Origin of the sequence: Mesorhizobium sp. M0016, from assembly GCF_040324035.1 — a bacterium.
In the GTDB taxonomy this organism is placed as follows: Bacteria; Pseudomonadota; Alphaproteobacteria; order Rhizobiales; family Rhizobiaceae; genus Mesorhizobium.
The window spans coordinates 48,228-73,176 of record NZ_JAMYVM010000001.1 but is presented as its reverse complement, the minus strand read 5'-3'; the positions used below and the strand labels follow the sequence as shown (position 1 = coordinate 73,176).

Sequence of the window (24,949 nt, the reverse complement as noted above, 5' to 3'; positions counted from 1 at the left end):
GACATGGCGAGACGGCTTGTAACGATCTCTGAGGGTCAGACTGGCTGATGCGGCAGGATTTTCAGGATTTTGAACAGCGTGCCCATGCCGTCGGGGCCGGCCAGGCGCTCGACGGCATCGGCAATGGTTTGTCGTGCCTCTTGGCTTGCCTGGCTGCCCAACTGGCCAGCTCGCTCAAGCAATCCCGTGCCAAGCAGAAAGTCGCCCTGCGTCGCCAATTCCACATCGAGGCCATGCGCCCGCACGACGGCGGCCAGTGCAGCGAAGTCGACATGGGCGGTGAGATCGGCTTCGCCGGGATTGGCCAGCACATCTTCGGGGGCGTGCCTGCGCACGGCCTGCAATGTGTCGCCGAAACCGGGCTGGAGATGGCCGTAATCGGGGAACAGCCCGGCGCCGCCGTGGTCGGCTATGCGTTCGGCAATGGTCGCCATCAGTGCCGCGCGGGCCGGTGCTATTTCGAAAATAGAGCCTTGTGGCGCCTCGGCGGCGTCTTCCGGCAGCAGCGTCGCCTCGACCGAGCCGGCGCCGGCGAAGAAGCTCAACTCGTCTGAGACATCGAGGCCGATCACCCGTTCGCGCCAGCCGGCGCCGGCGCGGATGAACTGGCGGATCGGCACAGCGTCGAACAATTCGTTGCCGACAATCAGCAACGGCGCCTGCGGTAGTGTGGCGATGGTTTCGTGCCAGCCGAGCTCAACCGAAGTTTCGGCAAGCGTCTGCTTCTGGATTTCAGTCAGCCGCGGACTGGTCTCGACCAGAGCGAAGGATGCTCCGGCGGCGATAGCCGGATCGAGCCGCGTCAGGGTGCGAAGCATGTCCTTCATCAGCGTGCCGCGGCCAGGCCCGATCTCCGCGATGGTGACCGGCAGGGGTCGGCCGATCGCCAGCCAGGCCTGATAGAGCCAGACGGCGACGAGTTCGCCGAACATTTGGCTGATCTCGGGTGCGGTGACGAAGTCGCCGGCGGCGCCGAACGGCTCGCGCGTGGTGTAGTAGCCGTCGCTGGGATCGAACAGGCAGAGCGCCATGTACTCGTTGACGGGGAGGGGGCCGAGCGCGCCGATCAGGTCGACGATGCGGGTCTTCAGCCGTGTCATGCCGGCTGTGGTTGCGGCGCCGGTTTGGCTGTGGCCATCGCCCAGATGCCGGCCAGCACCATCGGCAGCGACAGCACCATGCCCATGGTGAGCCAGCCGCCGAGGAGGTAGCCGAGCTGCTGGTCGGGCTCGCGGAAGAACTCGACGAAGATGCGTGACAGGCCGTAGCCGCAAATGAAGGCGCCGCCGACAAAGCGCGGCGTCTTCAGCTTCAGCCGCGAATGGGTGAGGAAGCGCAGGACCAGGAACAGCACCGCGCCCTCGAGCAGCGCTTCGTAGAGCTGGCTCGGATGGCGAGGCTCCAGGCCCGCGACACAACCCGCCACGGTCTGCTGGAGACGCTCGTTGCAGAAGACGACGCCCCACGACACGTCGGTCACGCGACCCCAGAGTTCGGCATTGACGAAGTTCGCGATGCGGACGAGGCCGAGCCCGACCGGCACGCCGGCTGCCACCACGTCGAACAGCGTCCAGGTGCGGATGCCGCGCTTGAGGGAAAACAGCGTCATGGCGAGGATGACGCCAAGCAGGCCGCCATGGAACGACATGCCGCCCTGCCAGACGGCGAAGATGTCGAGCGGGTGGTCGATATAGCGCTTTAAATCGTAGAAAAGCACATAGCCGGTGCGTCCGCCGAGCACGACGCCGACGGCGGCCCAGACGATGAAATCGTCGAGGTCGATCGGCTTCATCGGCAAGACGCCATCAGGCCACAGCCTTGTGTTGGTGACGAGCCGCTTGGCGGACCACCAGGCGAACAGGATGCCGACGATATAGCCGATGCCGTACCAGTGCACAGCCAGCGGGCCGATCTGAACCAGGATCGGGTCGATGTTGGGGAAGGACAGCGACGCCATCGGCAGCGGGAAATAGTCGTTCAACAGGATCTCCTGGGAGGGCTCGCGTTAGGGCGCGGACCATGCGGCAGGGTTTTGGCGGGGTCAAGGCAAGGTGACGACAGCCTGATCGTCAGAGATAATGGGCTCAACCCTGCGGCTTGCCGGCGACCAATTGCCTGAGCGCATCGTTGATCCTGTCTTGCCAGCCGGGGCCATCTTCCTGGAAATGGTCGAGCACGGCGCGATCGATCCTGATCGAGACAAGCTCGCGAACGTTTGGTGCGGCGGAGGGTTCGCGAATGGGAGGCGCGGGTTTCTTGACCGGCTTGAAGGCCGCTTCAGCGGCTTCCATCGGATTGGTCGGTCGGCGCGGGGGCGTTGCCATTGGTTGATCCTGAATGAGAGTGACTCTTGCCTGGAGCAAGTCGTGAGGAAAACTAGGCCGCTGGTCTGTGAAGACCAGTAACTTCACTTGGTTCTCTCTGCCATTGCCCTGTATTTGGCTTCAAGCCTGTCCAGCACCTCGTCGCCAGGCTAGACCCGGCCCGCACTGGCATCCGAAATGCCCTTTGCGAGTGCTGCATCGAGTGCTGCAAAGCGCTTCTCCAAGTCCGCACTGTCCGTCACGGCAACCGTCGTTCCAAGAATCCATTTGCGATAATAGCAATCTGTCGGCCGGACCTGAGCCAAATCGCGTCCGACATGAAGCCGCACCAGCTTCAACGTTCTTGCATTCCGCAGGCAGTGCCACTACGTCAATTCCAGCAAGCGAGGATTTGCCATGTCGACCGGACCGAACCGCATTCTCGATGAATTCGCCAAGCTGATGACCGATGCCGCGGGTGCCGCACAAGGCGTGCGCCGCGAGGTGGAGACTGCCTTCAAGGGGCAGGCCGAGCGCATCCTCAACACCATGGATGTGGTGCAGCGCGAGGAGTTCGAGGCTGCCCGCGACATGGCTGCCAAGGCCCGCGAAGAAAACACCAGGCTGGCCGCCCGCATCGATGCGCTCGAGGCCAGGCTTGCCGAATTGACCGGACAGGCCGCACCTGTGGCTGCGGCAAAGCCCAAAGCAAAAAAATAAAATTTGAACTTTTCCACAAAGCACAATCCGAAAAAATGCTTTGCCGTGAATCGTTTACCGGCGATGCATGAATCTTTGTGACAGCGCCTTTCCACATGCTGATGACGCAGTGCGAAAAATTAGGCTGTTCACGCGACTCCCGATCAATAGACTGAATTTGTTGCATGATTCGGAGCAGGGTCATGCGGCCGGGCGGTGGGGTCCGGTCCGGGGTCTTTGTGTCGTGAAGTCCTGGCCGTCCGAGTTCAAGACAAGATTGTTCGTCGTGTGTGCCCCGCGGAGCGTGTGGCGCTCCCCTGAACACAGGAAGCATTCCATGGAACTTCTCGAACTCGAATTCTCCCGCGAAATCCATCCGGTGGATGTCATCGAGCAGGTCGCCCATAACAATGACTGGTCCTTCGAACGGGCCGGCGATGACGAAATCTCGATCTCGGTTGCCGGCAGCTGGACCGATTATCACGTCTCCTTCTCGTGGATGGAGGACTTCGAGGCGCTGCATCTGGCCTGTGCTTTCGACATCAAGGTGCCGGAAGCCCGCGCGCTGGAAGTGATGCGGCTTTTGTCGCTGATCAACGAGCAGATGCTGTTTGGCCATTTCGATCTCTGGGAGCAGGAGGGCGCGATCATGTTTCGCCAGTCACTGCTGCTCGCCGGCGGGGTCGAACCGTCGAGCCAGCAGGTCGAGGTGCTTTTGTCGTCGGCGCTTGAAGCCTGCGAATGCTATTTCCAGGCCTTCCAGTTCGTTGTCTGGTCGGGAACCTCGGCCAAGGATGCGCTGGCCGGTGTCCTGTTCGAGACCTATGGCAACGCTTGAGCTTCCATGAGTTCGAGCAGCGCGCGCAAGCCCGAGATCAGCTTTGCCGATTTTGATCGTGTCGACATCCGTGCCGGCACGATCGTCGAGGCCGAGCCTTTCCCCGAGGCGCGCAAACCCGCCTTCAAGCTGAAGATCGATTTCGGCCCTGAGATCGGCGTGAAGAAATCCTCGGCACAGATCACGAAATACTATGCGCCGGAAACGCTGGTGGGACGGCAGGTGTTTGCGGTGGTGAATTTCCCGCCGCGCCAGATCGGTCCGTTCATGTCGGAAGTGCTCACGCTCGGCTTCCCTGATGAAGAAGGCGCCGTGGTGCTTGGCGCCATCGAGCGCAAGGTGCCGGACGGCGGGCGACTATTTTAGGAAGATTGCGTCAGGCGGCCAGCTTGCGCGTGGTGCCGAGCGCCTCTTCGACCGTGTCCATGAACATCTCGGCGCAGGCTTTCCAGCTGTAGCGCATGGCGCGTTCGCGCGCCTCGGCGCGGTCGACATTGAGCGCGGCGAGCGAGGCCTTGCGCAGATCGGTCGACACCGCGCCGCCGATGCCGTCGCCGACAATGTCGATCGGTCCGGTGACCGGATAGGCGGCCACCGGCGTCCCGCTGGCCAGCGCCTCGATGATGACGTTGCCGAACGTGTCGGTGCGGCTGGGGAAAACGAAAACATCAGCCGAGGCGTAGATCTCGGCCAGCTCATCGTTCGGGCGATGGCCGAGAAAATGCGCCTGCGGGTATTTCGCCCTGAGCCTGGCCAGTTCCGGTCCTTCGCCAACGATCACCTTGCTGCCGGGCAGGTCGAGATCGAGGAAGGCGCTCAGGTTCTTCTCGATGGCGACGCGGCCGACGCACAGGAATACCGGGCCGGGAAAGCCGAGGTCCTTCTTCTTGTCCGGGCGGAAGTGATCGGTGTCGACGCCCCGCGTCCACGGCCTGAGCTTGGTGAAGCCTCGCGACGCAAGGTCCTCCGCCAGCGACTGGGTGGCGACCAGCGTGCCTTGTCCGGAATTGTGGAAATCACGCAGCCAGCGATAGGCCCAGCTCTCCGGCACTGGCAGGCGGGCGCTCAGATATTCGGGAAAGCGGGTGTGATAGCTGGTGGTAAAGGGACGGCCGGCATTGCGGCAATAGCGCCGCGCCATGATGCCGAGCGGGCCTTCGGTGACGATATGGATATGGTCGGCCTTGCGAGCCTCGATCAGCCGCGCGACATGACCGGGCGTGGTCAGCGCCAGCCTGATGTCGGGGTAGGTCGGCAACGGCAAGGTGCGAAAGATGTTCGGGGTCAGGAAGTCGACCGCAACGTCGAAGGTTTTCAGCGTTTCGGTGAGCCGCTCCAGCGTGTGGACGACGCCGTTGACTTGCGGCCGCCAGGCGTCGGTGGCCATCAGGATGCGCATGGCGGTCCTTTGCTCGGATCAACGGTTGCCTTGATGCGATAGCGGTACGGCCCGGCTGCCCTCGCTTCGCTCCACCGCACCCGGGCAGGCACGAGGTCGAAGTAAGGCGGCTGAGCCGAATCAACTGAGGTCGCGCGCTTCATGCGCGCTCTTGACCATGGTTTCATGACGGGCGGATGAAGGTGGTTTTTGGCCGAGCCCCGCCTTCCAGATCATGCTTTGGTCAGGCGGGCACCTTGATTACCGCCCTTAGGCCGCCGAGCGGGCTGTCTTCCAGCATGATGTCGCCGCCATGGCTGCGGGCAATATCGCGGGCGATAGAGAGACCAAGGCCGGTGCCGCTGGCGTCTAGGTTGCGCGCCTCGTCGAGCCGCACGAACGGTTTGAACACGTCTTCGCGCTTTTCCGGCGGGATGCCCGGACCGTCATCGTCGATGGTGACGACGAGTGAGCCGCGGCCGTGATCGGCGCTGATCTCCACCGTCTTGGCATAGCGCAAGGCATTGCCGGCGACATTGGACAACAGCCGGGCGAAAGCGTGCGGGCGCACATGCACGTCCGGATCACCGGCAAGCACGGTCGATAGCTTGCGCTTGTGCAGCGACGCCTCCTCGCCGAGCTTTTGGAAATAAGCCTCGAGATCGAAATGGCCGGCATCTTCCGACGCTTCGCCGCGGGCAAAGGCGATATAGCCTTCCAGCATCGACTGCATGTCGTCGATGTCCTGGTTGAGCGCGGCCTTGGTCTCGGGCTTGCCGCCGGCCAGCGCCAGCTGCAGCTTGAAGCGGGTGAGGATGGTTCTGAGATCGTGGCTGACGCCGGTCAGCATGGCGGTGCGCTGTTCCAGCTGGCGTTCGATGCGCTCGCGCATCTGGATGAAGGCAAAGCCGGCCCGGCGGACCTCCTCGGCGCCGCGTGGGCGGAAATCGCGCGGCATCGGCCGGCCCTTGCCGAAGCTTTCGGCGGCCTCGGCCAGAGACAGGATCGGCCGGATCTGGTTGCGAAGGAAGGGGATGGCGATCGTCAGCAGCACCAGCGACGTCCCGACCATCCAGATCAGGAAGATGTGGGTGTTGGAGGCATAGGCCTGGCTGCGGCGCACGAAGACGCGCAGCACCTTGCCCTCGAGCTGGATGCGGACCTCGACGATGTTGGAATTGCCGACCGTGTCGATCCAGAACGGGCGGTTGATCTGGCGGGTGATCTCGGTGGAAAGGACGTCGTCAAGGATCGAGAAGAAGGGCTTGGGTCCAGGCGCCGGCAACGGGTCGGGCGGCAAGAGGTCGACCTTCAACTGCATGCGGTCCTGGGCGATGCGGATGATGTTGGCGTAGTCGCCATCATGCGGATAGGTCTCGATCATGTCGATGATCGCGGCGATGTCGCGCACGGTGGCCTGCGACAGGCGCTGCGTCACGGTTGCCCAGTGGCGTTCCATGAAGTCGAAGGCGACGACCGACTGCAGAAGGATCATCGGCGCGATGACGATGATCAGCGAGCGGGCATAAAGCCGCTTGGGCATATAGAACGCAACCAGCCGCCAGAACCGCTTCCAGGCACGCGGCATTGCTTTCAGCGCGCGTGATACGCGCGCGCCAAAGCCGCCTTGTTCCGGCCGTTCCAGTTGCGTGGTCGCCATTTATCCTTCCGCTGGGTCAATGGCCGCTGGTCGATGGCCACATATCTATGGCCAAAGGGCGGCCGTCAGCGGCATTCTATTCCACGCTGAGCCGATACCCAATACCGCGCACCGTCTGCAGCCAGACCGGATTGGACGGATCGCGCTCGATCTTGCGGCGCAGCCGGTTGATCTGAACGTCGATGGTGCGCTCGCCGACTTCCGAATCGTCACCGACAAGCTCATGGCGCGGGATGGTTTCGCCGGCCCGCGCGGCAAAGATCGCCAGGATCTCCTGCTCGCGGTCGGTCAGCTTCAGAGCCTCGCCGCCCCGCTTCAGCTCGCGCCTGGCGATCTGGAAGGTGTAGGGGCCGAAGACCAGCTGCTCGACCTTGGGCGTCGTCGCCGGGCCGCCGCGGCGCAGGATGTTGTTGATGCGCAGGATCAGTTCGCGCGGGTCGAAGGGCTTGGGCAGATAGTCGTCGGCGCCGGCCTCGAGCCCGGTGATGCGGCTGTCGGTTTCCGATAGCGCGGTGAGCATCAGGATCGGCACGTTCTTCTCCGCCCGCAGCGCCTTGGTGAGGTCGACGCCGGTCTCTCCGGGCATCATGACGTCGAGGACAAGGAGGTCGAAGTCGAGCCCGGCGAGCTTGCGCCTGGCCTCGCCGGCATTTCCGGCGACAGTGACGCGAAAGCCATTTTCGGTCAGATACTGCTTGAGCAAATTGCGGATGCGGGTGTCGTCGTCGACCACAAGCAGATGCGGCGCGTCATCGTCCGGCGCCGTCGGCTGGTCCACCCTCTCAATGGTCTCCATGACTTTTCCCTGACATGTTTGCAGGCACAATGTCGATCTGCGCCCTTAGTTCCGGATTGACCATGGCTTCCAGGAATCGTTCGATCAAGGGACGCTCGCTGGCTCCGGAATCTTCCAATGCAGCACGGATGCGGCGTGACTGTGGCCGCGCCAGGGCCAGCGCCAAGGCGCGGCCCTTGGCTGTCGGATAGAGCTCCCGCTGGCGGCGGTCGCGCGGACCCTGCAATTGGACGACATGGTCGGTGTCGATCAGCTGCTTGAGCACCCGCGCCAGGCTCTGCTTGGTGATCTTGAGCACGTCGAGCAGTTCGGCGACCGTCAGTCCCGGCCGGCGGTTGACGAAATGCAGCACACGGTGATGGGCGCGGCCAAAGCCGTAATCGGCCAGGATTTGGTCCGGATCGGAAGTGAAATCGCGATACGCAAAGAAGAACAGTTCGATGATGGCGAAGTCGATGCCGTCCTCGTCGGTGATCGGTGTCTTGATCGGTTTTCCGGCAGCTGGGCTTCGATCCGTCATCATTTCTCCGTCCATAGAGGGAAATTATGTCAGTACTATTGACGTAATTTCCCCGCAATGGTAATTTTTGACAAGCTTTTCGGGTGAATGCGAACGAAAAGGCAAGGGAGTGCGGTTTTTCCGGAACTTCCTGAGTTTGCCAGAGTTCGATTCTCCGCTTACGCTTCAAGGGCCGCCCGACGCGGCTGTCGCGCAACAAAAAACAACACTAATGATGTGCGGGTCGCCGCCCGCGGGAGGTTTCCATGGCATCCGTTCCCTTCGACCAACTGGACGGCTTCATCTGGATCAACGGCGAGTTCGTCAAATGGGCCGACGCCAAGATCCACGTGCTGACCCACGGCCTGCACTATGCCAGCGCCGTCTTCGAGGGCGAGCGCGCCTATGGCGGCGCCATCTTCAAGCTCAATGAGCACACCGAGCGTCTGCATGAATCGGCGCGCCTGCTCGGCTTCAATATTCCCTATTCCGTGGCCGAGCTCAATGACGCCTCGACCACGCTTCTGAAGAAGCAGGGTTTCCAGGACGCCTATGTCAGGCCGATCGCCTGGCGCGGCAGCGAACAGATGGGGGTGTCGGCGCAGAACAGCCGCATCAACTGCGCCATCGCCATCTGGCAATGGCCGAGCTATTTCGACCCGGCGCAGAAGCTCAAGGGCATCCGTCTCGATCTGGCGGAATGGCGCCGGCCCGATCCGCGCACCGCGCCGTCGAAGTCGAAGGCCGCCGGCCTCTACATGATCTGCACCATGTCCAAGCATGCCGCCGAGGCCAAGGGCTATGCCGATGCCATGATGCTCGACTGGCGCGGCCAGGTCGCCGAAGCAACGGGCGCCAACATCTTCTTCGTCAAGGATGGCAAGATCCACACGCCGAAGCCCGATTGCTTCCTCGACGGCATCACCCGCCGCACCGTCATCGGCCTCGCCAAGGACCGCGGCCTTGAAGTCGTCGAGCGCGCCATCATGCCTGAGGAACTCGAAGGCTTCGAACAGTGCTTCCTCACCGGAACGGCAGCGGAAGTGACGCCGGTCTCCGAGATCGGTCCGTACCGATTCGAGGTCGGCGAGATCGACAAGACTTTGATGAACGACTATTCTGCTGCGGTGCAACCTAAGCATGCGATAGCCGCAGAATAACGAAAGTCACAGCTTTTTTCGCAAGCAGGGGCGGTTTTGAGGCCGGCCCCTTTATTTCAGCATCTGTGCATTTGACTTTCGTACAATTCAGCGTCTCATGATGGTGTCGGCCCGGGAGGCTGGCAGCTATGGAGGGACTAGGTACATGGATACGAATACGCTCATTGCGCTCGTTGTACAGGTAATTGCAGGTGTTGTCGGTGGTCAGGCGGTCGGCGTTGCGCTGAAGAATGCGGCGATGGGCCAGTTGACCAAAATCCTCGGCGGCGCGGTTGGCGGCGTTGGCGGGGCGGCGATCCTCGGCAGCCTGCTCGGCGGCACGGCCGACCCGGCAGCGGCTGCAACGGCAGCGGGCGGATTGGGCGATACGCTGAACCTCAAAAACCTGCTCGGCGGCGCCGGCGGCGGCGCCATCCTGACCGGCATCATCGGTGCGGTCATGGGCGCGATGAAGAAGTAAGCCAACTAGATCATTCACCGTTTCACGGCGAATGATCTAGTTTGTTGTTTTACGCAATTCCGGACGGAAAACCGCTTTACACTTTTCCTGGAATTGCTTGAGACTGAGGCTTCGTCAAATGGGCGGCCGTTGGGCCGCCCATTTCTGTTTTAGGACGGACTGTTTGCCTTTCAGCAGTGGACGGCCTTCGCCCGCGCCTCTACATCACGCTGGAACAGCGAAAGGACAATCATGGGTCAGCTCAATGCCGGCATCGTGCCGGTCACGCCTTTCCAGCAGAACTGCACCATCCTGTTCGACATGGATGACAAGCATGGCGTCGTCGTCGATCCGGGCGGCGACATCGACAAGGTGCTGGCGGTGCTGAAGGACAATGCGATCACCGCCGCTGCGATCTGGATCACCCATGGCCACATCGATCACGCCGGCGGCGCCATGGAGCTGAAGGAAGCACTCGGCATCGAGATCATCGGCCCGCACGAAGCCGACAAGCTATTGCTCGACAATCTCGAGAACCAGGGCCAGCGCTACGGCATTGCCGGGGCGCGCAACTGCGTGCCCGACCGGTTTCTCGCAGAGGGCGAGACGGTTTCGTTCGGCTCACATATGTTCGAGGTGCTGCACTGCCCCGGCCATGCGCCCGGCCATGTCGTATACTACAATCGCGCGGCGAAGTTCGCTCATGTCGGCGACGTGCTGTTTCGCGGCTCGGTCGGGCGCACCGACCTGCCGGGCGGCGACCATGCGGCGCTGATCGCCTCGATTAAGAACAAGCTTTTGCCGCTCGGTGATGAGATCGGCTTCATCTGCGGCCACGGCCCGGGTGGCCGCTTTGGCGAGGAGAGGCGGACCAATCCCTTCCTGACTTAGCGATGTCTTTCTGCCAAAAAAAAGCGCTGGCCTTGCGGTCAGCGCTTTTTGTGGGACAGGGAAGCTCAATTCGCGACGCAGAAATGCTGCTCACCGTCATTGCCGGTGAACGTGCCGCTGCGGGCATTGAAGCTCCGGTAGCGGTCCGAGCAGTATTCGTACCAGTCGCGGGTCCACGGCTCGGCATAGCGGTCGGCATAGACGACCCGCGGTTCGGCATAGTAACGGCGCACCGGCGCCGGCCGCACTTCGCGGTAGTCGTAATCGTCATCATAGCTGCTGTAGCGCGGCTGCGGGTTGCTCAGCGCACCGGCGATCAGAGCGCCGGCCGCAAGGCCGACGACACCGGCCGCAAGCGCGTCGCCATTATGATGACGACCATGGCCATGATGCCAGCGGTTCCAGTCCTTGGCATTGGCGGCAGGCAAGGTGGCGAGGGTGGTCGCGGCGAGAGCGGCGCCCAGGATGGCGGTCTTGAAAATGCGATTCATTTTGGTCTCCTTCGTGCCGGCCCGGATAGTTTTCGGGGATGCGGTCCAGCCTAGGGGACGATTAATAGAAGACCGTGGCTGAACGGGGGCTGAACGGAATTGGCTGATACGATCCAGTTCTTGCGGCAAAACCAAGCGCGTACGCAAGGCGCTCCGCCTCGTCAATCTCCGTCCGGACTGTCTTGAGCCGGCTTAGCCGACCGACAGGTTGACGGCCTTTGGACCCTTGCCGCGCTTGTCCGGCTCGGTGTCGAATGTCACTTTTTGTCCATCCTCCAGACCGGAAAGACCCGAAGCCTGCACGGCCGAAATATGAACGAAGACATCCTTCTGCCCGTCGTCGGGCGTAATGAAGCCGAAGCCTTTGGCATGATTGAAGAATTTGACGGTGCCGGTCTGCGGCATGGGAAGCTCCCTTTGATCCCATAAAGTCCAGTTTCGGGCCGGCAAATGCCCGAAGGGAAATTTGTCCTTTATTTTAGCGCTATCGGCAAGAGAAAGTTTTGGCGACGGCGGCAACGCTGAAGGCTGGTCAAATAGATCGTGGCACCGAAGGCAATTCGCGCCAGACGATTGCTCCGGCGATCAGCCACGGCATTGACCGATAAAGCGTCCTTTGCCTCCGGCGACGGCGGTCATGAAAAAGGCGCAACGGGAAACGTCGCGCCTTCGAAACTCTGGACGGCTGACAAAGCCGGTTCAAACACGCTTTAGGTGCTTTTTCGAGCGCCCGACGGGCGCGCGGGCACCGCCGGTTCAGGCCGCGCGGAGGTTGACCGCCTTCGGACCCTTGCCCATGCGGTCGGGTTCAACGTCGAAGGTGACCTTCTGGCCGTCGACGAGGGTACGCAGGCCCGAGGCCTCGATCGCGGAAATGTGGACGAACACATCCTTGGCGCCGCCGTCGGGCGTGATGAAGCCGAAGCCTTTGGTCGCGTTGAAGAATTTAACGGTGCCGGTCTGGGCCATTGGGGAAACTCCTTCACCCGTGTCAGTCTTATGGTTTGCCCGCCGCCTGGCATCGTGGGCAAGTCCCGGTGGTTGCTTCGGCAGTCCTGCATTTGCGCATGGTAAAACCCCCCGCCGAAAACGGGGCCGTCAGAGATTCACAGTATCGGGGAAAGGTCGTCCAAAACGTTCCGCTCTCCGGGTCGCAAATGCCCGAACACAAAATTTATCGCACGGAAACGTGATCGTTGCAAGATAGCGCCGCGGGCCGCGTCCATCGACGCATCCCAACGAAGGCGCTTCGATAAACCTGGGTTCTTAAGAGTTCATCAGCCAGAGCCCGGCCACGCATGGTCCAGCGGTCTGGTCCAGGGCCAAACCAATGCGCGGGCCGGGCATCGCATGGCTCCCGCGCCGCAAACGGGGGTTGCATTTGGCAAGGCAATGGCGAGGATCGACAGGCGCGTTTTGCGCCGGGGACGGGGGTCTCGAGGGAGGCATATTCATGAGATTTCTTGCGACGATCTTCTCGCGCCAGGGTTTTACTATTCTCTTCCTGTCGGGTCTTCTTGCGGCCTGCACCGTCGTCGTCGATGACGGGCCGGGACCACGTCCGCGCCCGCCACGGCCGGAACCGGAATTCTGCACCAGGCAATACGAGCCGGTCTGCGCGCGGCGCGGCGGTGACCGCCAGACCTTCGCCAATGCCTGCCTTGCCGAACGGGAAGGCTACCGCATCGTTCGCGACGGCCCTTGCCGCGACGGCGGCGGTGGTGGCGGTGGTGGCGAAGAGCCGACATTCTGCACGCGCGAATACGCCCCGGTCTGCGCCCGCCGCCATGGCGAGCTGCGCACCTTTCCCAACGCCTGCGAGGCCCGTGCCGCCGACTACCGCGTCGTCGAGGACGGCCCCTGCTGATTTTTCCTTCTCCCCTGTCGGGTGAGTCCGCCGGAGGCGAATTCACCGTCCCACTGACACGATAAAAAAGGCGGCGAATGCCGGGACCCTGCGAAGCAGCGGGGACCGGGCGGGTGGACCGGACCACCCTTGGTCCTTCGCAGGCTCAGGGCGTTCGAAACTCGAAAAGCCAACAATTGGCTTTTCGTCTGCTGCGCGGACCGCTTCTCACCTCCAAGGGAAGAAGGATACCTTGTCGAGCGTGGCTTCGTCGACGTCGCGCGAGCGGCTCGACGAAGAACGTCAAGCAAGCCTCCGTTGCAGAGTTTTGCGCGAGATCGTCAGTCCATTGCTGGCAGGTACGCCAGGCGCGTCCCTGCCTTGTCAGCCCTTCGACTTCGGCTTCAGGCTGCTCTCGGCTTGCTTGACCGAGGAACCGAACGGGGAGGCGGCCTTGGCCACCACCTTGTCTTTCTTGGGCTTGCGAGTTTCGCGATTGCTGCGCTGCTGACCCTTGGCCATCTGTCTGCTCCTTCGTACGTGCTGGGTGGGTGCGGTGTCAGACGGCCGGGCTGTCGGGGACAGCCGGGGCGTCCGCCACTTCGAGGTTGTCTTCCGTGGTGACCCGCTCATAGGTCTCCTGCTCGCTGCGGATGCGATATTGCGGCGAGCCATCCTTGACCGGCAATCTGCTCTTGATCTGAAACAGCTCGGCGGTCTTCTGGGCGAGCCCGCTGCGGCTCTTCATGCGCACGGTCTGGCCGACGGCGAAGAGGTGCGAGGGCGTGTCGGTGCGCGGACGCGCATTCTGCTGGAAGCGGATCATGCTGCGTTCTCCTGGTCGCGCCTCAGCGCTGTTTCGAGTTCGAGGTAGTCGATGGCGACAAGCTGGCTGGTGGCCGGGTTCTTCACCGCCCTTGCCGGCAAATGGATGAAGGTGGCGACGCGACGCCAGGCAAGCCGCGACATGCCCTCGATCAGCTCTTCGTCGTGATCGATGTCATAGTCGCCGGCCGGCAGTTGCCCTTCCAGCCCGCTAAGCACGAAGGGTGCCGCGAAATGGGCGATGGAACGGGTGGTGCGATCCGGCATTGGCTTGGCTCTGGTTCGTCGATGCTTTCCGGCATCAACCGGGAACTCAACCATCGGCGATTGGAATGAGTTTGGCGGGTCGAGTATCTCCGACGCCGCTATATGCCAAGCTTGACCCAAAAAACGATCTCAGATCAATAATCCGAAATTGTTGGCTATTCAAGCTGATTTCCGCCACGGCTCGACCGGTATAAAAAATTTCTCGTATAAACCCCTAATAAATCTGCTATCGTGGAACAATATCAGCCAATTTCTTATTTAGAGCGCATCGGAATAATTATTCCGGTGCCCCTAAGATTATTTTTTACGAAAGGCAAAAATATATGAGATTCATGAAAACGCCGGATCGTCCGACCGCAACAATCGAGCCAATCGTCCTCTTCCCCAAGGCAATGTCAGTGCGCCTGACGATAAGAAGCGACGAAGCGGCACGGCGCAAGATTGCCGACACCGACGGCACGCAACGGCGGGAGCGCCGGCTCGCCGAGAGCAACCGGCTGATTTGAACGCTACATTTTCCTGGAATTCCTCTAGAGTTTCGAAGAGGTCCGCGCCCTTGGCGAGCCCACTCTTCCCTTGAACCTGCAGCGCCGATGGCCTAGATCGCGGCAAGCGGACAAAACACGGCAGGTTTCCCATCAACAGAGATCAGAGAAGAGCGGCGGGTGCTGGAGCTGGCGGACAGCCGCCGCTGGGCCTCGACCAATATGTGCAGCAGGCGCTGCAGCTGCATCAGGCCGGGCGCCGGCAGGAGGCCGAGACGCTGTACCGGCAGGTGCTGGCGCGCAAGGCCAATCACCCGGCAGCGGCGCATTTCCTGGGCCTGTTGCTGCACCAGACCGGGCGCAGCCCCGAAGGGCTGGAGCTGATCGAGCAGTCTGTGCGTCTGCAGCCGAAGAATCCCGATTTCCTCAACAATCTCGGCACGGTGATGCGCGATCTCGGCCGCGTTGCCGCGTCCGCCGATTTCTTCCGCGGCGCGGTCGATCTCAAGCCCGACCAGCTCGCGGCACGCGACAATCTGGGTTCGGCGTTGAAACAGCTCGGCCAGTTCGAGGCTGCGGAGGACATCTATCGCGGCACAATCGGGCGCAATCCCTTCCATGTCCGCGCCCGCATCGGGCTTGCCGAAACGTTGCAGGAAGCCGGTCGTCTGGATGAGGCGCTGGCGACCTTTCGCGAGGCGCTGACGATCCGGCCCAAGGATGCCGACCTGTTGCATGGGCTCGGCGTCGGGCTGATGGAAAAAGGCAAGCTCGATGAAGCGGCAGACCTGTTTCGGCAGGCGTTGGCGATCACGCCAGGCATGGCAAAGGCCTGGCTGATGCTGACGCAGGTCAAGCGCCAGAAGGAGCGCGACGCCGAACTCGCCGGCATGGAGGCCCAGCATGCCAAGGCGCCGGCCGACAGCCTGGCGCGCATGCAGCTGTCCTTCGGTCTCGGCAAGGCCAATGACGATTTGAAGGACTACAACAGGGCCTTCGACTATTTCGCTGAAGGCAATGCGATCCGCCGCAAGGGCATCGATTATGATCCGGTCAGGACGCGGGCCGAATTCGAGGCGATGAAGACGGTGTTCAACGCCGGCTTTTTCGAAAAGCACAAGCCAAGTGCAATCTCCGACGACACCCCGATTTTCGTCGTCGGCATGCCGCGCTCCGGCACCACGCTGGTCGAACAGATCATCGCCAGCCATCCACAAGTCTATGGCGCGGGCGAGCTCAGCATGTTGAAAACCGCGGTCGGCAAGCAATTTCCGCTGACCATGCCGGGAGGTTTCCCCTGGGGACTGGTCGATGTATCCGACGCGGAGTTTGCGGAGGCGGGCCAAGCCTATCTCGACATGCTGCATGAGCGCTATCCCAACTTCAGGCATGTCACCGACAAGATGCCCGGCAACTTCCTGCTCATCGGCTTCATCCATATGATGCTGCCGAAAGCCAAGATCATCCATTGCGCGCGCGATGCGGCGGCGACCTGCCTTTCGATCTACAAGGTGCATTTCCGCGGCGACAACCACCGCTACGGCTATGATCTGGGCGAGCTCGCCGATTTCCACAATATCTACACCGACATCATGGCGCATTGGCACGATGTTCTGCCGGGCGTCGTGCATAACGTGCGTTACGAGGATTTCGTGGCCGACCAAGAGGGACAGACGCGGGCGCTGATCGGGCATCTCGGCCTGTCCTGGGACGACAAGGCGCTGTCGTTCCACGAGACCGACCGCCCGGTGCGCACGGCCTCGGCCGCGCAGGTGCGCCAGCCGATGTATCGGGGCTCGGTCGATCTCTGGAAGCGCTATGGCGACAGGTTGAAGCCGCTGCTGGACAAGCTGGCCTGAGCAGCGGCTAAAGCTCGATGAAGGGCTGGAAGCCGCCGAAGATCATGCGCTTCATATCGAAGGGCATGGGCCCCAAATCGGGTGTCAAACGGGGATCGGCCATCACCTTGGCCATTACCGCGTCGCGGCTTTGCCTGGACGAATAGACGGCCCAATCAAAGACGACGATCTCGTCGTCTTTTGCCTGAACGGCACGCGGAAACGAGGTCAACTCACCATAGGGCACGTCGTCGGCGGTACATTCGACATAGGCGAGCGCTCCGTGTTCCTTCCATATCGGGCCTGCGAGGTTGGCCAGCTTCTTGTAGTCATCGATATTTGCCTTCGGCACGGCGAGCACGAAACCATCGACATAGGACATTGGGTTTTCCTTGGAGTATCTCACAAAGCTCCTTACCGGCGTCAGCCGGTGAGGAGCTTTGTCAGCGGTGGTCAGTCTTTCTTCGCCGGCGCGTTCATCGCCCATTCGACCCCGAAGGGATCGCGCATGTTGCCCCACTGGTCGCCCCAGAACATCAGCTGCAGCGGCACTGCGACTTCGCAGCCGGCACCGACCGCGCGCTTCCACCAGCCATCGATCTCGTCGGCGCCGAGATGGAGCTGCATGGTATAGCCCTGCGGCTTGACGGCAGGCATGCCGTTTTCGGGGTAGAAATCGGAAATCATCAGCGTCGAGCCGTTGATGTGGAGATGGATGTGCATCGTGCGGCCCTGCTCATCGGGCGGATAGAAGAACACCTGTTCGGCGCCGAAAGCCTTCTTGTAGAATTCGGCGGCCTTGAAGGCGCCGTCCAGCTGCAGATAGGGGGTCAATCCACCGAGAACTTTCGCGGCCGGCTGAATGGGGGTCTGGTCGGTCATGTCTTGTTCCTCTTTGGGTTTGGTCTGGGCGCTTGGTTGGCCTTGCGAACCCTAGGACGAACGAGGCGGCGGCGATCCTACATGTCTGATGCGATTTTCTGGGCCGATGCGATTTTCTGGCGAAACGAACTTGCGTCGGCGGCGCCCAATCAGAGCGCAATCCTCGGTATGAGCAGGCTAGAAAAGGGGACTGCTTCTCCAACCCGCTGAGACGACAATGATCCTCTATTACCAGACCCATTCGCCCTTTGCGCGCAAGGCGCTCGTCTTCGCCCATGAGGTCGGGCTTGCCGACCGGCTCGAGGTCATTCATCACGAGACCAGCCCGACCTTGCGCAATGCCCGTGTCTACGCCGAAAACCCGCTCGGCAAGGTGCCGGTGCTGCTGCGGCCGGATGCGCCGCCGCTCTTCGATTCCGATGTCATCTGCGCCTATCTGGATACGCTGCATGACGGCCGCAAATTGCTGCCGCAGGACGGCGAAGCGCGCTGGCAGGCGTTGCGGCTGCAGGCGGTCGCCCAAGGCCTGGCGCAGACGGGCATAGGCCTGCGCTGGGAGACGGAAAGGCGGCCCGAACAGTTGCGCTATGCAGCGCTTGCCGAAGGCTACCGGGAAAAAATCGAGGCCAGCTATGACTGGATCGAAAGCGCGCTGGACGCCGAGACATCGCTCCATGTCGGCCATATAGCGCTTGCCACCACGCTGTCCTGGATGGCGTTCCGCCAGCTGCCGTCCTTTCGCGCGCGGGCGCGGCTGACGCGCTGGTTCGAGGCGTTCGAAAAGCGTCGATCGATGCAGGCGACGCCGCTGTCTGGCGATACGCATGACTGAGCAACGGTCGCCCCGCGGCGGCCTGCATCGATCTTTCCCGACCGCATGGTCAGGGCGCCCTGCAGATCCGCGGGCCGTTTTGCGCGTCGATGAGGATTTCCGGCCAGCCGATATCCTTGCGCAGTTCGATCGGCAGGGCCAGAAGCTCGCGCTCGCTGCGATAGCGGGCGCGGTTCTGTGCGTAACGGGCGGCGACGCGGCCTATGGATGACAGGATGGACATGATGCGTTCTCCTCAGATGAAGCCGGCATCATCGTGTCGGCATCCCAAGGACGCAGCAGGTTCAGGCGATCCGACAGAGCGCTGAAAATATTCTGAGAGATGTGAAACCATGGGCCGCAACACAGTGCGGCCCATGGTGGTAGTTCCTCAGCCCGCCGTTTCAGCCACTGAGCGGAAGAAATCCTCGGGGTCTTCGACTTCGGTCAGCTTCCGCTTGTCGATCAGCCAGAAGCGGTTGCCGATGGCGCGGATGAAGGAACGGTCGTGCGAGGCGAGCACACAGCTCGCCTGGTGCTTGAGCAGTTCCTCCTCCAGCGCTTCCTGGCCGTCAATGTCGAGATGGTTGGTCGGCTCGTCGAGCAGGTAGAAGTTGGGGTTGGCGAGTCTCAGCGCCAGCATCATCAGCCGCGCCTTCTGGCCGCCGGACAGCACGCCGATCTTCTTCTCCTGCATCTCAATGACAACGCCGGCGCCGGCAAGCAGCGAACGGGCGCGCTGCTCGCCGACATCGTAGCGGCGCGAGACCATGGCCAGAGGCGTGTCGTCGCCACTGATGCCGGCCAGCGCCTGGTCGCTGTAACCGAGCACCGTCGACGGCGTCACTTTGACGTTCGGCACCGTGTCAGGCTCGGAGATGGCATTGCGGATCAGGTTGACGAAACGCGACTTGCCGACGCCGTTGCGGCCGAGCAGCACGATGCGATCGCCCTGGCAGATGTGGCGCTTGCCGGTCTTGAACAGCAGCATGCCGTCCGGCGTTTCCACCGTGGCGTCGTCCAGCGTAATCAGCACCTTGGCATGGGTGCCGCGGTTGGCCAGCCGGATCGCGCCGGCTGATTTCTCGCGATGCGCCGATACCGCGGCGTCTTCCAGCTTCTCCGCCCGTTCCCTGAGTTGCTTGGTCTTCACCGTCAAAAGGTCGCTGCCGGAATTGATGCCGATGTTGTTGAGCTTGGCGGCCTGCTTGCGCAGTTGCTGCGCCACCTTCATGTCGCGCTCGAACCGGCGCGCCGTCGAAGCGTCCAGGTCGTCGAGCGCTTGCCTCGCCCTGGAATAGGGCAGTGCAAACACCGGCGAGTCCTCCGGGCGCAAGAACAGCGTGCGGTTGGTGACGGCGTCGAGAAAGGCGCGGTCGTGACTGGCGATGACCACCGGCACCTCGCGAGGCAGGGCGTTCAGCCAGCTTTCCAGCTGGCTGATCTTGGCGAGGTCGAGATGGTTGGTGGGCTCGTCGAGCAAAAGCACATCGGGGTCGGTGACCCAGACGCGGGCAATCAGCGCCAGCCGCTGCCATCCGCCGCTCAGCGCCTGCATCGGCCGTTCGCGCATCGGCTCGGGCACGTCGAGCGAATCCAGCGCCACGTCTACCCGCCACATCTCGCTGTCGGCCTGCCCCGCCGGCAAGGCGTCGGCCACCACCTGGTGGAAGCTGCGGCCGAGAAGGGCAGGAGGAACGGATTGTTCGACATGGCCGACGCGCAGGCCGCGCGTGCGGGAAATGTCGCCGGAGGTCGGCTCCATTGCGCCGGTCAGGCACTTCAGCAAGGTCGACTTGCCACGGCCATTGGCGGCAACGATGCCGAGCCGGTCGCCGGTGCCGATGGTGAGGTCGAGGTTGGAAAACAGCGGCGCACTCATGGTGACGCCGAGGGATTTGAGGCTGATCAGGGCCATTGTGATTTCTCTGGTCTTGCCGGTGTCCGGCTCAATGCACTTTGACGGTGCGCGTGCCGGCCATCAGGCTCAGCTTTGCGCACCACGAAGGGCAGACCAAAAAAATCGAAGCGGGAAAAAACCCGTGATGTCCCTGGTCAGCCCTGCAAGCGAACTCGCAGGGCAGAAATCGGGCCACGCTGACGATGGTGATCGATAGACACGCAGCCCTCCTTTCAAGACAAAACTTTGAGTGTGTGGAGCGATTACACCAAAGGCGGGGGTGGAGGCAAGTGGGCGACGGATGCGGCGGTGGTGGAGCGCTCTTCCCTTCTCCCACAAGGGGAGAAGGGAAGAGGTCTATTTCCCCGGCCGTCCCGTCTTGCCCGGCCGGCGCTTTTCGCGGCGGGCGTCGCCTGGGTCTTCGTAGGAGCCGATGCCGGCGCGCTGGCGAATCATTGGCTTGGCGTCGCGATCCTTCGCGCCTGTCCCGCCGGACATCTCCCCCAGCTGGGGGGAGATTGGCTGGGGCTTGGCCGGCATTTTTCCTTCGACCGGCTTTTCGGTCCGCCGAACCGTCATCTCGTCCAGTGAGTTCTTCTTGAACAGGGGCCTAGTCGCGTCGCCCGGAATGCCGAAGTCGGAGCCGTGCGCTTCCTGCGCCGACTGTTTCTTGAACAGCGAGCGCGACACCGCGCCTGACGGCGTCGGCATGTCGGTACCAGGCCCCATATCGTCGATCGACGGCTTGGCAAATAGCGGCTTCTTCACCGGCACGGCGCCCTCGGCACCCATTTCGTCGAGCGCCGGCTTGCGGAAGAGGTTGGACCGGGCAGCCCTGGCCGCCTCTTCAGCCGCGCGTGCGTCGTCGAACTTGCGGAAACGCTCCTGTTCCTCAGCCGTACGGTGCTTGGCCACGCCCTTGTTGTGCTTGCCCTTCTCGCGGCCGGAGACCGGGCTTTCCATGTCGGCGTATTTGGCCAGCGGGTCTTCCGAGATGGACAGTTCCATCTCGCGCAGCCGCTTGATCTCGTCACGGATGCGGGCGGCCTTCTCGAAGTCGAGATTGGCGGCGGCGTCGCGCATCTGCTTTTCCATGGCGTCGAGATGAGCCTTGAGATTGTTGCCCATCATCGCACCGGCGCCGTCGGTGAACTGCGAGATATCGGCGCGGACATGGTCCTTCTCGTAGACCGAGTCCAGAATGTCGGAGATGCGCGACTTCACCGATTCCGGGGTGATGCCGTTGGCCGCGTTCCATTCCATCTGCTTTTCGCGGCGGCGGTTGGTCTCGGCCATCGCCCGCTCCATCGAGCCGGTGACCTGGTCGGCATAGAGGATGACCTTGCCGTCGACGTTGCGGGCGGCGCGACCGATGGTCTGGATCAGCGACGTCTCGGAGCGCAGGAAGCCCTCCTTGTCGGCGTCGAGGATGGCGACGAAACCGCATTCAGGAATGTCGAGGCCTTCGCGCAGCAGGTTGATGCCGACCAGCACGTCGAAAGCGCCGAGGCGGAGATCGCGTAGAATCTCGATGCGCTCCAGCGTGTCGATGTCGGAGTGCATGTAGCGAACGCGCACGCCTTGCTCATGCAAATATTCGGTCAGGTCTTCGGCCATGCGCTTGGTCAAAACGGTGACCAGCGTGCGGTAGCCGGCGGCCGTGGTGTCGCGGATTTCGCCGACGACATCGTCGACCTGGCTTTTCGCCGGGCGGACTTCGACCGGCGGATCGATCAGGCCGGTCGGGCGGATGACCTGCTCGGCGAACACGCCGCCGGCCTGTTCCATCTCCCAGGCGCCGGGTGTCGCAGAAACCGCGACGGAGAGCGGGCGCATGGCGTCCCATTCCTCGAAGCGCAACGGGCGATTATCCATGCAGGAGGGCAGGCGAAAACCATACTCCGCCAGTGTCGCCTTGCGCCGAAAGTCGCCACGATACATGCCGCCGATCTGCGGCACGGTGACGTGGCTTTCGTCGATGAAGACCAGCGCGTTGTCGGGGATATATTCGAACAAAGTCGGCGGCGGATCGCCCGGCTGGCGTCCCGTGAGATAGCGCGAATAGTTCTCGATGCCGGCGCAGGAGCCGGTGGCTTCCAGCATCTCAAGATCGAAGCGGCAGCGCTGTTCGAGCCGCTGTGCCTCCAGCAGGCGGCCGGCGCGCTCGAGCTCGACCAGCCGGTGCTTGAGCTCCTCCTTGATCGACTTGATCGCCTGGTTGAGCGTTGGACGCGGCGTCACATAGTGCGAGTTGGCGTAGATCTTGACGCTCTTCAGCTCGCCGGTCTTCTGGCCGGTGAGCGGATCGAATTCGGTGATCGCCTCGATCTCGTCGCCGAACATCGAGATGCGCCACGCCCGGTCTTCAAGGTGAGCCGGGAAGATTTCGATCGTGTCGCCGCGCACGCGGAACGAGCCGCGGACGAAATTGATGTCCTGGCGTTTGTATTGCTGGGCGACGAGATCCGCGAGCAGAGCCCGCTGGTCGAGCCGGTCGCCGATCTGCATCTGGAAGGTCATCGCCGTGTAGGTCTCGACCGAGCCGATACCGTAGATGCAGGACACCGAGGCGACGATGATGACGTCGTCGCGCTCGAGCAGCGAACGCGTGGCCGAATGGCGCATCCGGTCGATCTGCTCGTTGATCGAGGATTCCTTCTCGATGAAGGTGTCGGTGCGCGGAACGTAGGCTTCCGGCTGGTAGTAGTCGTAGTAGGAGACGAAATACTCGACCGCATTGTCGGGGAAGAATTTCTTGAACTCGGAATAGAGCTGCGCGGCCAGCGTTTTGTTGGGCGCCAGGATCAAAGCAGGGCGCTGCGTCTGCTCGATCACCTTGGCCATGGTGAAGGTTTTGCCGGAGCCGGTGACGCCGAGCAGCACCTGAGTGCGATCATTGTTGTCGACGCCCTCGACAAGATCCTTGATGGCGGTCGGCTGGTCGCCGGCCGGCTCGAAATCCGACACCATCTTGATGGCGATGCCGCCTTCGGATTTTTCCGGGCGGGCAGGGCGGTGCGGCGTCCACAGCACGCCGTCCTTGTGCAGCGGGTTGCCGGATTCGATCAGCGCCGACAGCGCCGCGACCGTCGCGGTGACGCTGCCCGAGGCCATCGTCTCGGCGTCTTCCAGCGAGATGTCGAGACCGGCGACCGGGTTGAGGCCGGCGGCGGTGCGCTCGCGGGCCGTGGCCGCGCCGCCCATCGAGGTGCCGCGCGAACTGCGGCCGGGGGAGGTTGAGCGTTCCGGAATCTTCTTCGCCACCTTCGGCGGCTTGGCGCCGCCGGAACTACGCCCTTCCTTCTCGGCCTCCTGCTCTATCTGCTCTGCCCAGTCGGCAATCGAGCCGCTCAGCGGCGTGCCGGTGAAGTCGGCCTGCGGCGCCTCGGCGAAGCCGCCTCTGTGCAGAGGCTCCGAGGCATCGAGGAAATCGGTCAGCGGGCTGCGCCGCTTCGGCGGCGAAGCGCCGTTGTCACCCGCCGGAGACGGTGTCTTTTTGTCAGGGAGTTTGGCCATGCCCCAAATATGGGCAGAGTCCGCCAAAATGGAAAGAGTGCAGTGGCGAAGGGCGCTAAGCGGGTCGAAGCTCCTGACACAAGGGTGTCAGGAGCTGTGTTACGCGAAGCCAGGCCGCCTGCTCAATTGAACCACAGCGCGAAGGTCAAAAACCCACCGCCACCGAACTGGCGCTGGATCTGGTCGAACTCGCCGCTGGTTACGATCTCACCGCTCTCGAGGTAGGGCGCGATGGCCGGGCCGGTAATCGACAGCACTAGGTCGAAAGGCTTCGGTTCTTCGAAGAAACGCTTCATGTTGATGCCCTGGCCGGTGCTGACCGTGATGCGGAAATGCGGCAGCAGCTTGCGGCCTTCCAAAAGGTCTTCGGCCATGGTCAGAGTGGCGAGCCAGGCCTCGACCTGCTCCTCGCCGACTTCGAGCCCGGTGAGCGGGTTCTCGCCCTTCTGCTGCGGTCCCGGCAGCCATTCGCGGTCATTGTCGGTCTCGGCGCGGATCGCCTTCCAGTCCTGGCGCGACAGCCGGATCATTTCGAGCAGATGGCGGCGCGCCGCTTGACGTCGCTCGGGCTCGACCACCGGCCAGTTGACGAGGTGAACCATGGAGATGAAATCCGCGATGCGCCATTCCGATGAGAAGATGCTGCTGCCCATGTCCCCGGCGGGAGGCACCAGAACGTCCTGCAGCGGCAGTTTGGCGCGCGGGAACAGCATGTGGAACGAGCCGTCGAACATGGTCCTGAAATCATGCGCCAGCCAGAAATCGGCCTGCGCCATCAGGAATTCGGCATAGCCCTGCAGCCAGAAACCGTCGGCCCGGTCGAAGCGGAATGTGAGCGAGGGAGCGGCGCCGTCCGACGAGATACCGCCGCGCGACAGCGAGGCCATGATCGCGGCCATGCTTTCATCCGGCGCGATGGCACCGTCTTCGTTGAGATCGATGCCGGCATGGGTGAGGTCGACGACCATGCCGATATCGGCATCGGCGGGTACCGAGCCCAGAGTGGCCGCGGATGTCTCCAGCCGGTCGCGGAAGGCGACCAGAATGGCGCGGAACTGCTCATAGGTCAGCGGTTCGGGATTGGGATTGTCCGGAATCGGCAGCCGCATCAGCGGCAGCATGAATGATTGCGGGCTTTCGAACCCGTGGCGGTGCAGACCGCCGGCGAGGATTTCCAGCGCGGTGAAGAATTCGCCGGCCCCGGCGGCATAGGCTGACGCCGGATCGCCCTGGGCTGCAGCCTCGAGCGTGGTAAGCGCGGCGTTGCGCTCGGTCACCGTTTTGGCCTCGAACAAAGCGGTTGCCGCTTTGGGCGCGGCGGCGCGGGCCGAAGATAAAGGCAGCAACAGGAGGAGGGCGGACGCCAGCAGGCCTGCAAAACGTGTCATCTCATCCCTCCACTATGCGATGCGCAGACATTACACG

At 62.6% G+C, this 24,949-nt stretch carries 29 protein-coding genes; 10 read left to right on the top strand and 19 right to left on the bottom strand.

Features of this window, described 5'->3' with window-relative positions:
* Positions 1-35: 35 nt before the first annotated feature.
* The 3 genes from NKJ88_RS00400 to NKJ88_RS00390 form a co-directional block, all read right to left on the bottom strand.
* On the bottom strand, positions 36-1,100 hold the full coding sequence (locus NKJ88_RS00400; RefSeq protein ID WP_023683719.1) for a class I SAM-dependent methyltransferase: 1,065 nt from the start codon (positions 1,098-1,100) through the stop codon (positions 36-38).
* Positions 1,097-1,981, bottom strand: coding sequence for a prolipoprotein diacylglyceryl transferase (lgt, locus tag NKJ88_RS00395; protein ID WP_023823417.1), 885 nt, complete (start codon positions 1,979-1,981; stop codon positions 1,097-1,099). Before lgt ends, NKJ88_RS00400 begins: the two co-directional genes overlap by 4 nt.
* A 103-nt stretch (positions 1,982-2,084) precedes the next feature.
* Positions 2,085-2,324, bottom strand: a complete 240-nt coding sequence (locus NKJ88_RS00390; RefSeq protein ID WP_023683720.1) for a BrnA antitoxin family protein — start codon at positions 2,322-2,324, stop codon at positions 2,085-2,087.
* A 396-nt stretch (positions 2,325-2,720) separates the two neighbouring features.
* Here NKJ88_RS00390 and NKJ88_RS00385 point away from each other — a divergent pair, with 396 nt between their 5' ends.
* The 3 genes from NKJ88_RS00385 to NKJ88_RS00375 all read left to right on the top strand — a co-directional run bounded on the left by NKJ88_RS00385 (position 2,721) and on the right by NKJ88_RS00375 (position 4,206).
* Positions 2,721-3,023 carry an accessory factor UbiK family protein gene (locus tag NKJ88_RS00385; protein ID WP_023672029.1) on the top strand — a complete coding sequence of 101 codons (303 nt, stop codon included), beginning with the start codon at positions 2,721-2,723 and terminating at the stop codon, positions 3,021-3,023.
* A gap of 316 nt (positions 3,024-3,339) precedes the next feature.
* Positions 3,340-3,840, top strand: a complete 501-nt coding sequence (locus NKJ88_RS00380; RefSeq protein WP_006202532.1) for a type III secretion system chaperone family protein — start codon at positions 3,340-3,342, stop codon at positions 3,838-3,840.
* Positions 3,841-3,846: 6 nt separating this feature from the next.
* A complete protein-coding gene (locus NKJ88_RS00375; RefSeq protein WP_023672028.1) occupies positions 3,847-4,206 on the top strand; it encodes a tRNA-binding protein in 360 nt (119 codons plus the stop codon).
* Between the two features lie 10 nt (positions 4,207-4,216).
* On the opposite strand, the gene NKJ88_RS00370 is transcribed toward NKJ88_RS00375, so the two are convergent.
* The 4 genes from NKJ88_RS00370 to NKJ88_RS00355 form a co-directional block, all read right to left on the bottom strand.
* Positions 4,217-5,239 (bottom strand): glycosyltransferase family 4 protein, encoded by a 1,023-nt coding sequence (locus NKJ88_RS00370; RefSeq protein WP_352443342.1) that lies wholly within the window; start codon positions 5,237-5,239, stop codon positions 4,217-4,219.
* A 223-nt stretch (positions 5,240-5,462) separates the two neighbouring features.
* Complete coding sequence (locus tag NKJ88_RS00365) at positions 5,463-6,878, bottom strand: ATP-binding protein (RefSeq protein ID WP_023672026.1); 1,416 nt, start codon at positions 6,876-6,878, stop codon at positions 5,463-5,465.
* 76 nt (positions 6,879-6,954) lie between these two features.
* Positions 6,955-7,674 (bottom strand): response regulator, encoded by a 720-nt coding sequence (locus tag NKJ88_RS00360; protein WP_023672025.1) that lies wholly within the window; start codon positions 7,672-7,674, stop codon positions 6,955-6,957.
* A complete protein-coding gene (locus tag NKJ88_RS00355) occupies positions 7,661-8,194 on the bottom strand; it encodes a MarR family winged helix-turn-helix transcriptional regulator (protein ID WP_023734975.1) in 534 nt (177 codons plus the stop codon). Before NKJ88_RS00355 ends, NKJ88_RS00360 begins: the two co-directional genes overlap by 14 nt.
* Positions 8,195-8,439: 245 nt before the next feature.
* Here NKJ88_RS00355 and NKJ88_RS00350 point away from each other — a divergent pair, with 245 nt between their 5' ends.
* The 3 genes from NKJ88_RS00350 to NKJ88_RS00340 all read left to right on the top strand — a co-directional run bounded on the left by NKJ88_RS00350 (position 8,440) and on the right by NKJ88_RS00340 (position 10,663).
* The gene (locus NKJ88_RS00350) at positions 8,440-9,333 is read left to right on the top strand and encodes a branched-chain amino acid aminotransferase (RefSeq protein WP_023701589.1); all 894 of its coding nucleotides are present in this window, start codon (positions 8,440-8,442) and stop codon (positions 9,331-9,333) included.
* 145 nt (positions 9,334-9,478) lie between these two features.
* Positions 9,479-9,793, top strand: coding sequence for a hypothetical protein (locus NKJ88_RS00345; RefSeq protein ID WP_023672022.1), 315 nt, complete (start codon positions 9,479-9,481; stop codon positions 9,791-9,793).
* A gap of 231 nt (positions 9,794-10,024) precedes the next feature.
* Positions 10,025-10,663 (top strand): MBL fold metallo-hydrolase, encoded by a 639-nt coding sequence (locus NKJ88_RS00340; RefSeq protein ID WP_023695789.1) that lies wholly within the window; start codon positions 10,025-10,027, stop codon positions 10,661-10,663.
* 65 nt (positions 10,664-10,728) lie between these two features.
* Here NKJ88_RS00340 and NKJ88_RS00335 read toward each other — a convergent pair whose 3' ends face one another.
* The 3 genes from NKJ88_RS00335 to NKJ88_RS00325 form a co-directional block, all read right to left on the bottom strand.
* Positions 10,729-11,154: a BA14K family protein gene (locus NKJ88_RS00335; protein ID WP_023672020.1), complete on the bottom strand. Its 426-nt coding sequence runs from the start codon at positions 11,152-11,154 to the stop codon at positions 10,729-10,731.
* A gap of 192 nt (positions 11,155-11,346) precedes the next feature.
* On the bottom strand, positions 11,347-11,559 hold the full coding sequence (locus NKJ88_RS00330) for a cold-shock protein (protein WP_023672019.1): 213 nt from the start codon (positions 11,557-11,559) through the stop codon (positions 11,347-11,349).
* A 351-nt stretch (positions 11,560-11,910) separates the two neighbouring features.
* The gene (locus NKJ88_RS00325) at positions 11,911-12,123 is read right to left on the bottom strand and encodes a cold-shock protein (protein ID WP_006202520.1); all 213 of its coding nucleotides are present in this window, start codon (positions 12,121-12,123) and stop codon (positions 11,911-11,913) included.
* Between the two features lie 484 nt (positions 12,124-12,607).
* Here NKJ88_RS00325 and NKJ88_RS00320 point away from each other — a divergent pair, with 484 nt between their 5' ends.
* Positions 12,608-13,021: a Kazal-type serine protease inhibitor domain-containing protein gene (locus tag NKJ88_RS00320; RefSeq protein ID WP_023672018.1), complete on the top strand. Its 414-nt coding sequence runs from the start codon at positions 12,608-12,610 to the stop codon at positions 13,019-13,021.
* Between the two features lie 363 nt (positions 13,022-13,384).
* Here NKJ88_RS00320 and NKJ88_RS00315 read toward each other — a convergent pair whose 3' ends face one another.
* From NKJ88_RS00315 to NKJ88_RS00305, 3 genes are read right to left on the bottom strand one after another with little or no spacing between them, the layout of a single operon-like run.
* Positions 13,385-13,522, bottom strand: coding sequence for a hypothetical protein (locus NKJ88_RS00315; protein WP_023683725.1), 138 nt, complete (start codon positions 13,520-13,522; stop codon positions 13,385-13,387).
* Between the two features lie 37 nt (positions 13,523-13,559).
* On the bottom strand, positions 13,560-13,826 hold the full coding sequence (locus tag NKJ88_RS00310) for a hypothetical protein (RefSeq protein ID WP_023683726.1): 267 nt from the start codon (positions 13,824-13,826) through the stop codon (positions 13,560-13,562).
* Entirely contained in the window at positions 13,823-14,092 is a 270-nt protein-coding gene (locus NKJ88_RS00305) for a hypothetical protein (RefSeq protein WP_023701590.1), read from the bottom strand. Before NKJ88_RS00305 ends, NKJ88_RS00310 begins: the two co-directional genes overlap by 4 nt.
* Positions 14,093-14,415: 323 nt before the next feature.
* On the opposite strand from NKJ88_RS00305, the gene NKJ88_RS00300 reads away from it, so the two are divergent.
* Positions 14,416-14,598 (top strand): hypothetical protein, encoded by a 183-nt coding sequence (locus NKJ88_RS00300; RefSeq protein ID WP_023705895.1) that lies wholly within the window; start codon positions 14,416-14,418, stop codon positions 14,596-14,598.
* Positions 14,599-14,801: 203 nt separating this feature from the next.
* Positions 14,802-16,436 (top strand): tetratricopeptide repeat-containing sulfotransferase family protein, encoded by a 1,635-nt coding sequence (locus tag NKJ88_RS00295; protein ID WP_023701593.1) that lies wholly within the window; start codon positions 14,802-14,804, stop codon positions 16,434-16,436.
* Between the two features lie 7 nt (positions 16,437-16,443).
* On the opposite strand, the gene NKJ88_RS00290 is transcribed toward NKJ88_RS00295, so the two are convergent.
* Together NKJ88_RS00290 and NKJ88_RS00285 are read right to left on the bottom strand one after the other, a co-directional pair.
* Complete coding sequence (locus NKJ88_RS00290; protein ID WP_023701594.1) at positions 16,444-16,797, bottom strand: DUF1428 domain-containing protein; 354 nt, start codon at positions 16,795-16,797, stop codon at positions 16,444-16,446.
* Between the two features lie 71 nt (positions 16,798-16,868).
* Positions 16,869-17,297 carry a VOC family protein gene (locus NKJ88_RS00285; RefSeq protein WP_023691563.1) on the bottom strand — a complete coding sequence of 143 codons (429 nt, stop codon included), beginning with the start codon at positions 17,295-17,297 and terminating at the stop codon, positions 16,869-16,871.
* A gap of 217 nt (positions 17,298-17,514) precedes the next feature.
* On the opposite strand from NKJ88_RS00285, the gene NKJ88_RS00280 reads away from it, so the two are divergent.
* Entirely contained in the window at positions 17,515-18,129 is a 615-nt protein-coding gene (locus tag NKJ88_RS00280) for a glutathione S-transferase family protein (RefSeq protein WP_023691562.1), read from the top strand.
* A 49-nt stretch (positions 18,130-18,178) separates the two neighbouring features.
* Here the strand turns inward: NKJ88_RS00280 and NKJ88_RS00275 are convergent, their stop codons facing one another.
* From NKJ88_RS00275 to NKJ88_RS00260, 4 genes are all read right to left on the bottom strand, one after another.
* On the bottom strand, positions 18,179-18,352 hold the full coding sequence (locus tag NKJ88_RS00275; protein WP_023672009.1) for a hypothetical protein: 174 nt from the start codon (positions 18,350-18,352) through the stop codon (positions 18,179-18,181).
* Positions 18,353-18,499: 147 nt separating this feature from the next.
* Positions 18,500-20,026, bottom strand: coding sequence for an ABC-F family ATP-binding cassette domain-containing protein (locus NKJ88_RS00270; protein ID WP_023823420.1), 1,527 nt, complete (start codon positions 20,024-20,026; stop codon positions 18,500-18,502).
* Between the two features lie 339 nt (positions 20,027-20,365).
* Positions 20,366-23,524: an excinuclease ABC subunit UvrB gene (uvrB, locus tag NKJ88_RS00265; RefSeq protein ID WP_023672007.1), complete on the bottom strand. Its 3,159-nt coding sequence runs from the start codon at positions 23,522-23,524 to the stop codon at positions 20,366-20,368.
* 122 nt (positions 23,525-23,646) lie between these two features.
* Complete coding sequence (locus NKJ88_RS00260; protein ID WP_023754565.1) at positions 23,647-24,912, bottom strand: hypothetical protein; 1,266 nt, start codon at positions 24,910-24,912, stop codon at positions 23,647-23,649.
* Between the last annotated feature and the right edge of the window lie 37 nt (positions 24,913-24,949).

Excerpts from the sequence above, each read along its gene's own strand:
- NKJ88_RS00400 (WP_023683719.1), bottom strand. The coding sequence starts at position 1,100 with ATGACACGGCTGAAGACCCGCATCGTCGACCTGATCGGCGCGCTCGGC.
- NKJ88_RS00390 (WP_023683720.1), bottom strand. The coding sequence starts at position 2,324 with ATGGCAACGCCCCCGCGCCGACCGACCAATCCGATGGAAGCCGCTGAA.
- NKJ88_RS00385 (WP_023672029.1), top strand. The coding sequence starts at position 2,721 with ATGTCGACCGGACCGAACCGCATTCTCGATGAATTCGCCAAGCTGATG.
- NKJ88_RS00380 (WP_006202532.1), top strand. The coding sequence starts at position 3,340 with ATGGAACTTCTCGAACTCGAATTCTCCCGCGAAATCCATCCGGTGGAT.
- NKJ88_RS00375 (WP_023672028.1), top strand. The coding sequence starts at position 3,847 with ATGAGTTCGAGCAGCGCGCGCAAGCCCGAGATCAGCTTTGCCGATTTT.
- NKJ88_RS00370 (WP_352443342.1), bottom strand. The coding sequence starts at position 5,239 with ATGCGCATCCTGATGGCCACCGACGCCTGGCGGCCGCAAGTCAACGGC.
- NKJ88_RS00365 (WP_023672026.1), bottom strand. The coding sequence starts at position 6,878 with ATGGCGACCACGCAACTGGAACGGCCGGAACAAGGCGGCTTTGGCGCG.
- NKJ88_RS00360 (WP_023672025.1), bottom strand. The coding sequence starts at position 7,674 with ATGGAGACCATTGAGAGGGTGGACCAGCCGACGGCGCCGGACGATGAC.
- NKJ88_RS00355 (WP_023734975.1), bottom strand. The coding sequence starts at position 8,194 with ATGACGGATCGAAGCCCAGCTGCCGGAAAACCGATCAAGACACCGATC.
- NKJ88_RS00350 (WP_023701589.1), top strand. The coding sequence starts at position 8,440 with ATGGCATCCGTTCCCTTCGACCAACTGGACGGCTTCATCTGGATCAAC.
- NKJ88_RS00345 (WP_023672022.1), top strand. The coding sequence starts at position 9,479 with ATGGATACGAATACGCTCATTGCGCTCGTTGTACAGGTAATTGCAGGT.
- NKJ88_RS00340 (WP_023695789.1), top strand. The coding sequence starts at position 10,025 with ATGGGTCAGCTCAATGCCGGCATCGTGCCGGTCACGCCTTTCCAGCAG.
- NKJ88_RS00335 (WP_023672020.1), bottom strand. The coding sequence starts at position 11,154 with ATGAATCGCATTTTCAAGACCGCCATCCTGGGCGCCGCTCTCGCCGCG.
- NKJ88_RS00330 (WP_023672019.1), bottom strand. The coding sequence starts at position 11,559 with ATGCCGCAGACCGGCACCGTCAAATTCTTCAATCATGCCAAAGGCTTC.
- NKJ88_RS00325 (WP_006202520.1), bottom strand. The coding sequence starts at position 12,123 with ATGGCCCAGACCGGCACCGTTAAATTCTTCAACGCGACCAAAGGCTTC.
- NKJ88_RS00320 (WP_023672018.1), top strand. The coding sequence starts at position 12,608 with ATGAGATTTCTTGCGACGATCTTCTCGCGCCAGGGTTTTACTATTCTC.
- NKJ88_RS00315 (WP_023683725.1), bottom strand. The coding sequence starts at position 13,522 with ATGGCCAAGGGTCAGCAGCGCAGCAATCGCGAAACTCGCAAGCCCAAG.
- NKJ88_RS00310 (WP_023683726.1), bottom strand. The coding sequence starts at position 13,826 with ATGATCCGCTTCCAGCAGAATGCGCGTCCGCGCACCGACACGCCCTCG.
- NKJ88_RS00305 (WP_023701590.1), bottom strand. The coding sequence starts at position 14,092 with ATGCCGGATCGCACCACCCGTTCCATCGCCCATTTCGCGGCACCCTTC.
- NKJ88_RS00300 (WP_023705895.1), top strand. The coding sequence starts at position 14,416 with ATGAGATTCATGAAAACGCCGGATCGTCCGACCGCAACAATCGAGCCA.
- NKJ88_RS00290 (WP_023701594.1), bottom strand. The coding sequence starts at position 16,797 with ATGTCCTATGTCGATGGTTTCGTGCTCGCCGTGCCGAAGGCAAATATC.
- NKJ88_RS00285 (WP_023691563.1), bottom strand. The coding sequence starts at position 17,297 with ATGACCGACCAGACCCCCATTCAGCCGGCCGCGAAAGTTCTCGGTGGA.
- NKJ88_RS00280 (WP_023691562.1), top strand. The coding sequence starts at position 17,515 with ATGATCCTCTATTACCAGACCCATTCGCCCTTTGCGCGCAAGGCGCTC.
- NKJ88_RS00275 (WP_023672009.1), bottom strand. The coding sequence starts at position 18,352 with ATGTCCATCCTGTCATCCATAGGCCGCGTCGCCGCCCGTTACGCACAG.
- NKJ88_RS00270 (WP_023823420.1), bottom strand. The coding sequence starts at position 20,026 with ATGGCCCTGATCAGCCTCAAATCCCTCGGCGTCACCATGAGTGCGCCG.
- uvrB (WP_023672007.1), bottom strand. The coding sequence starts at position 23,524 with ATGGCCAAACTCCCTGACAAAAAGACACCGTCTCCGGCGGGTGACAAC.
- NKJ88_RS00260 (WP_023754565.1), bottom strand. The coding sequence starts at position 24,912 with ATGACACGTTTTGCAGGCCTGCTGGCGTCCGCCCTCCTCCTGTTGCTG.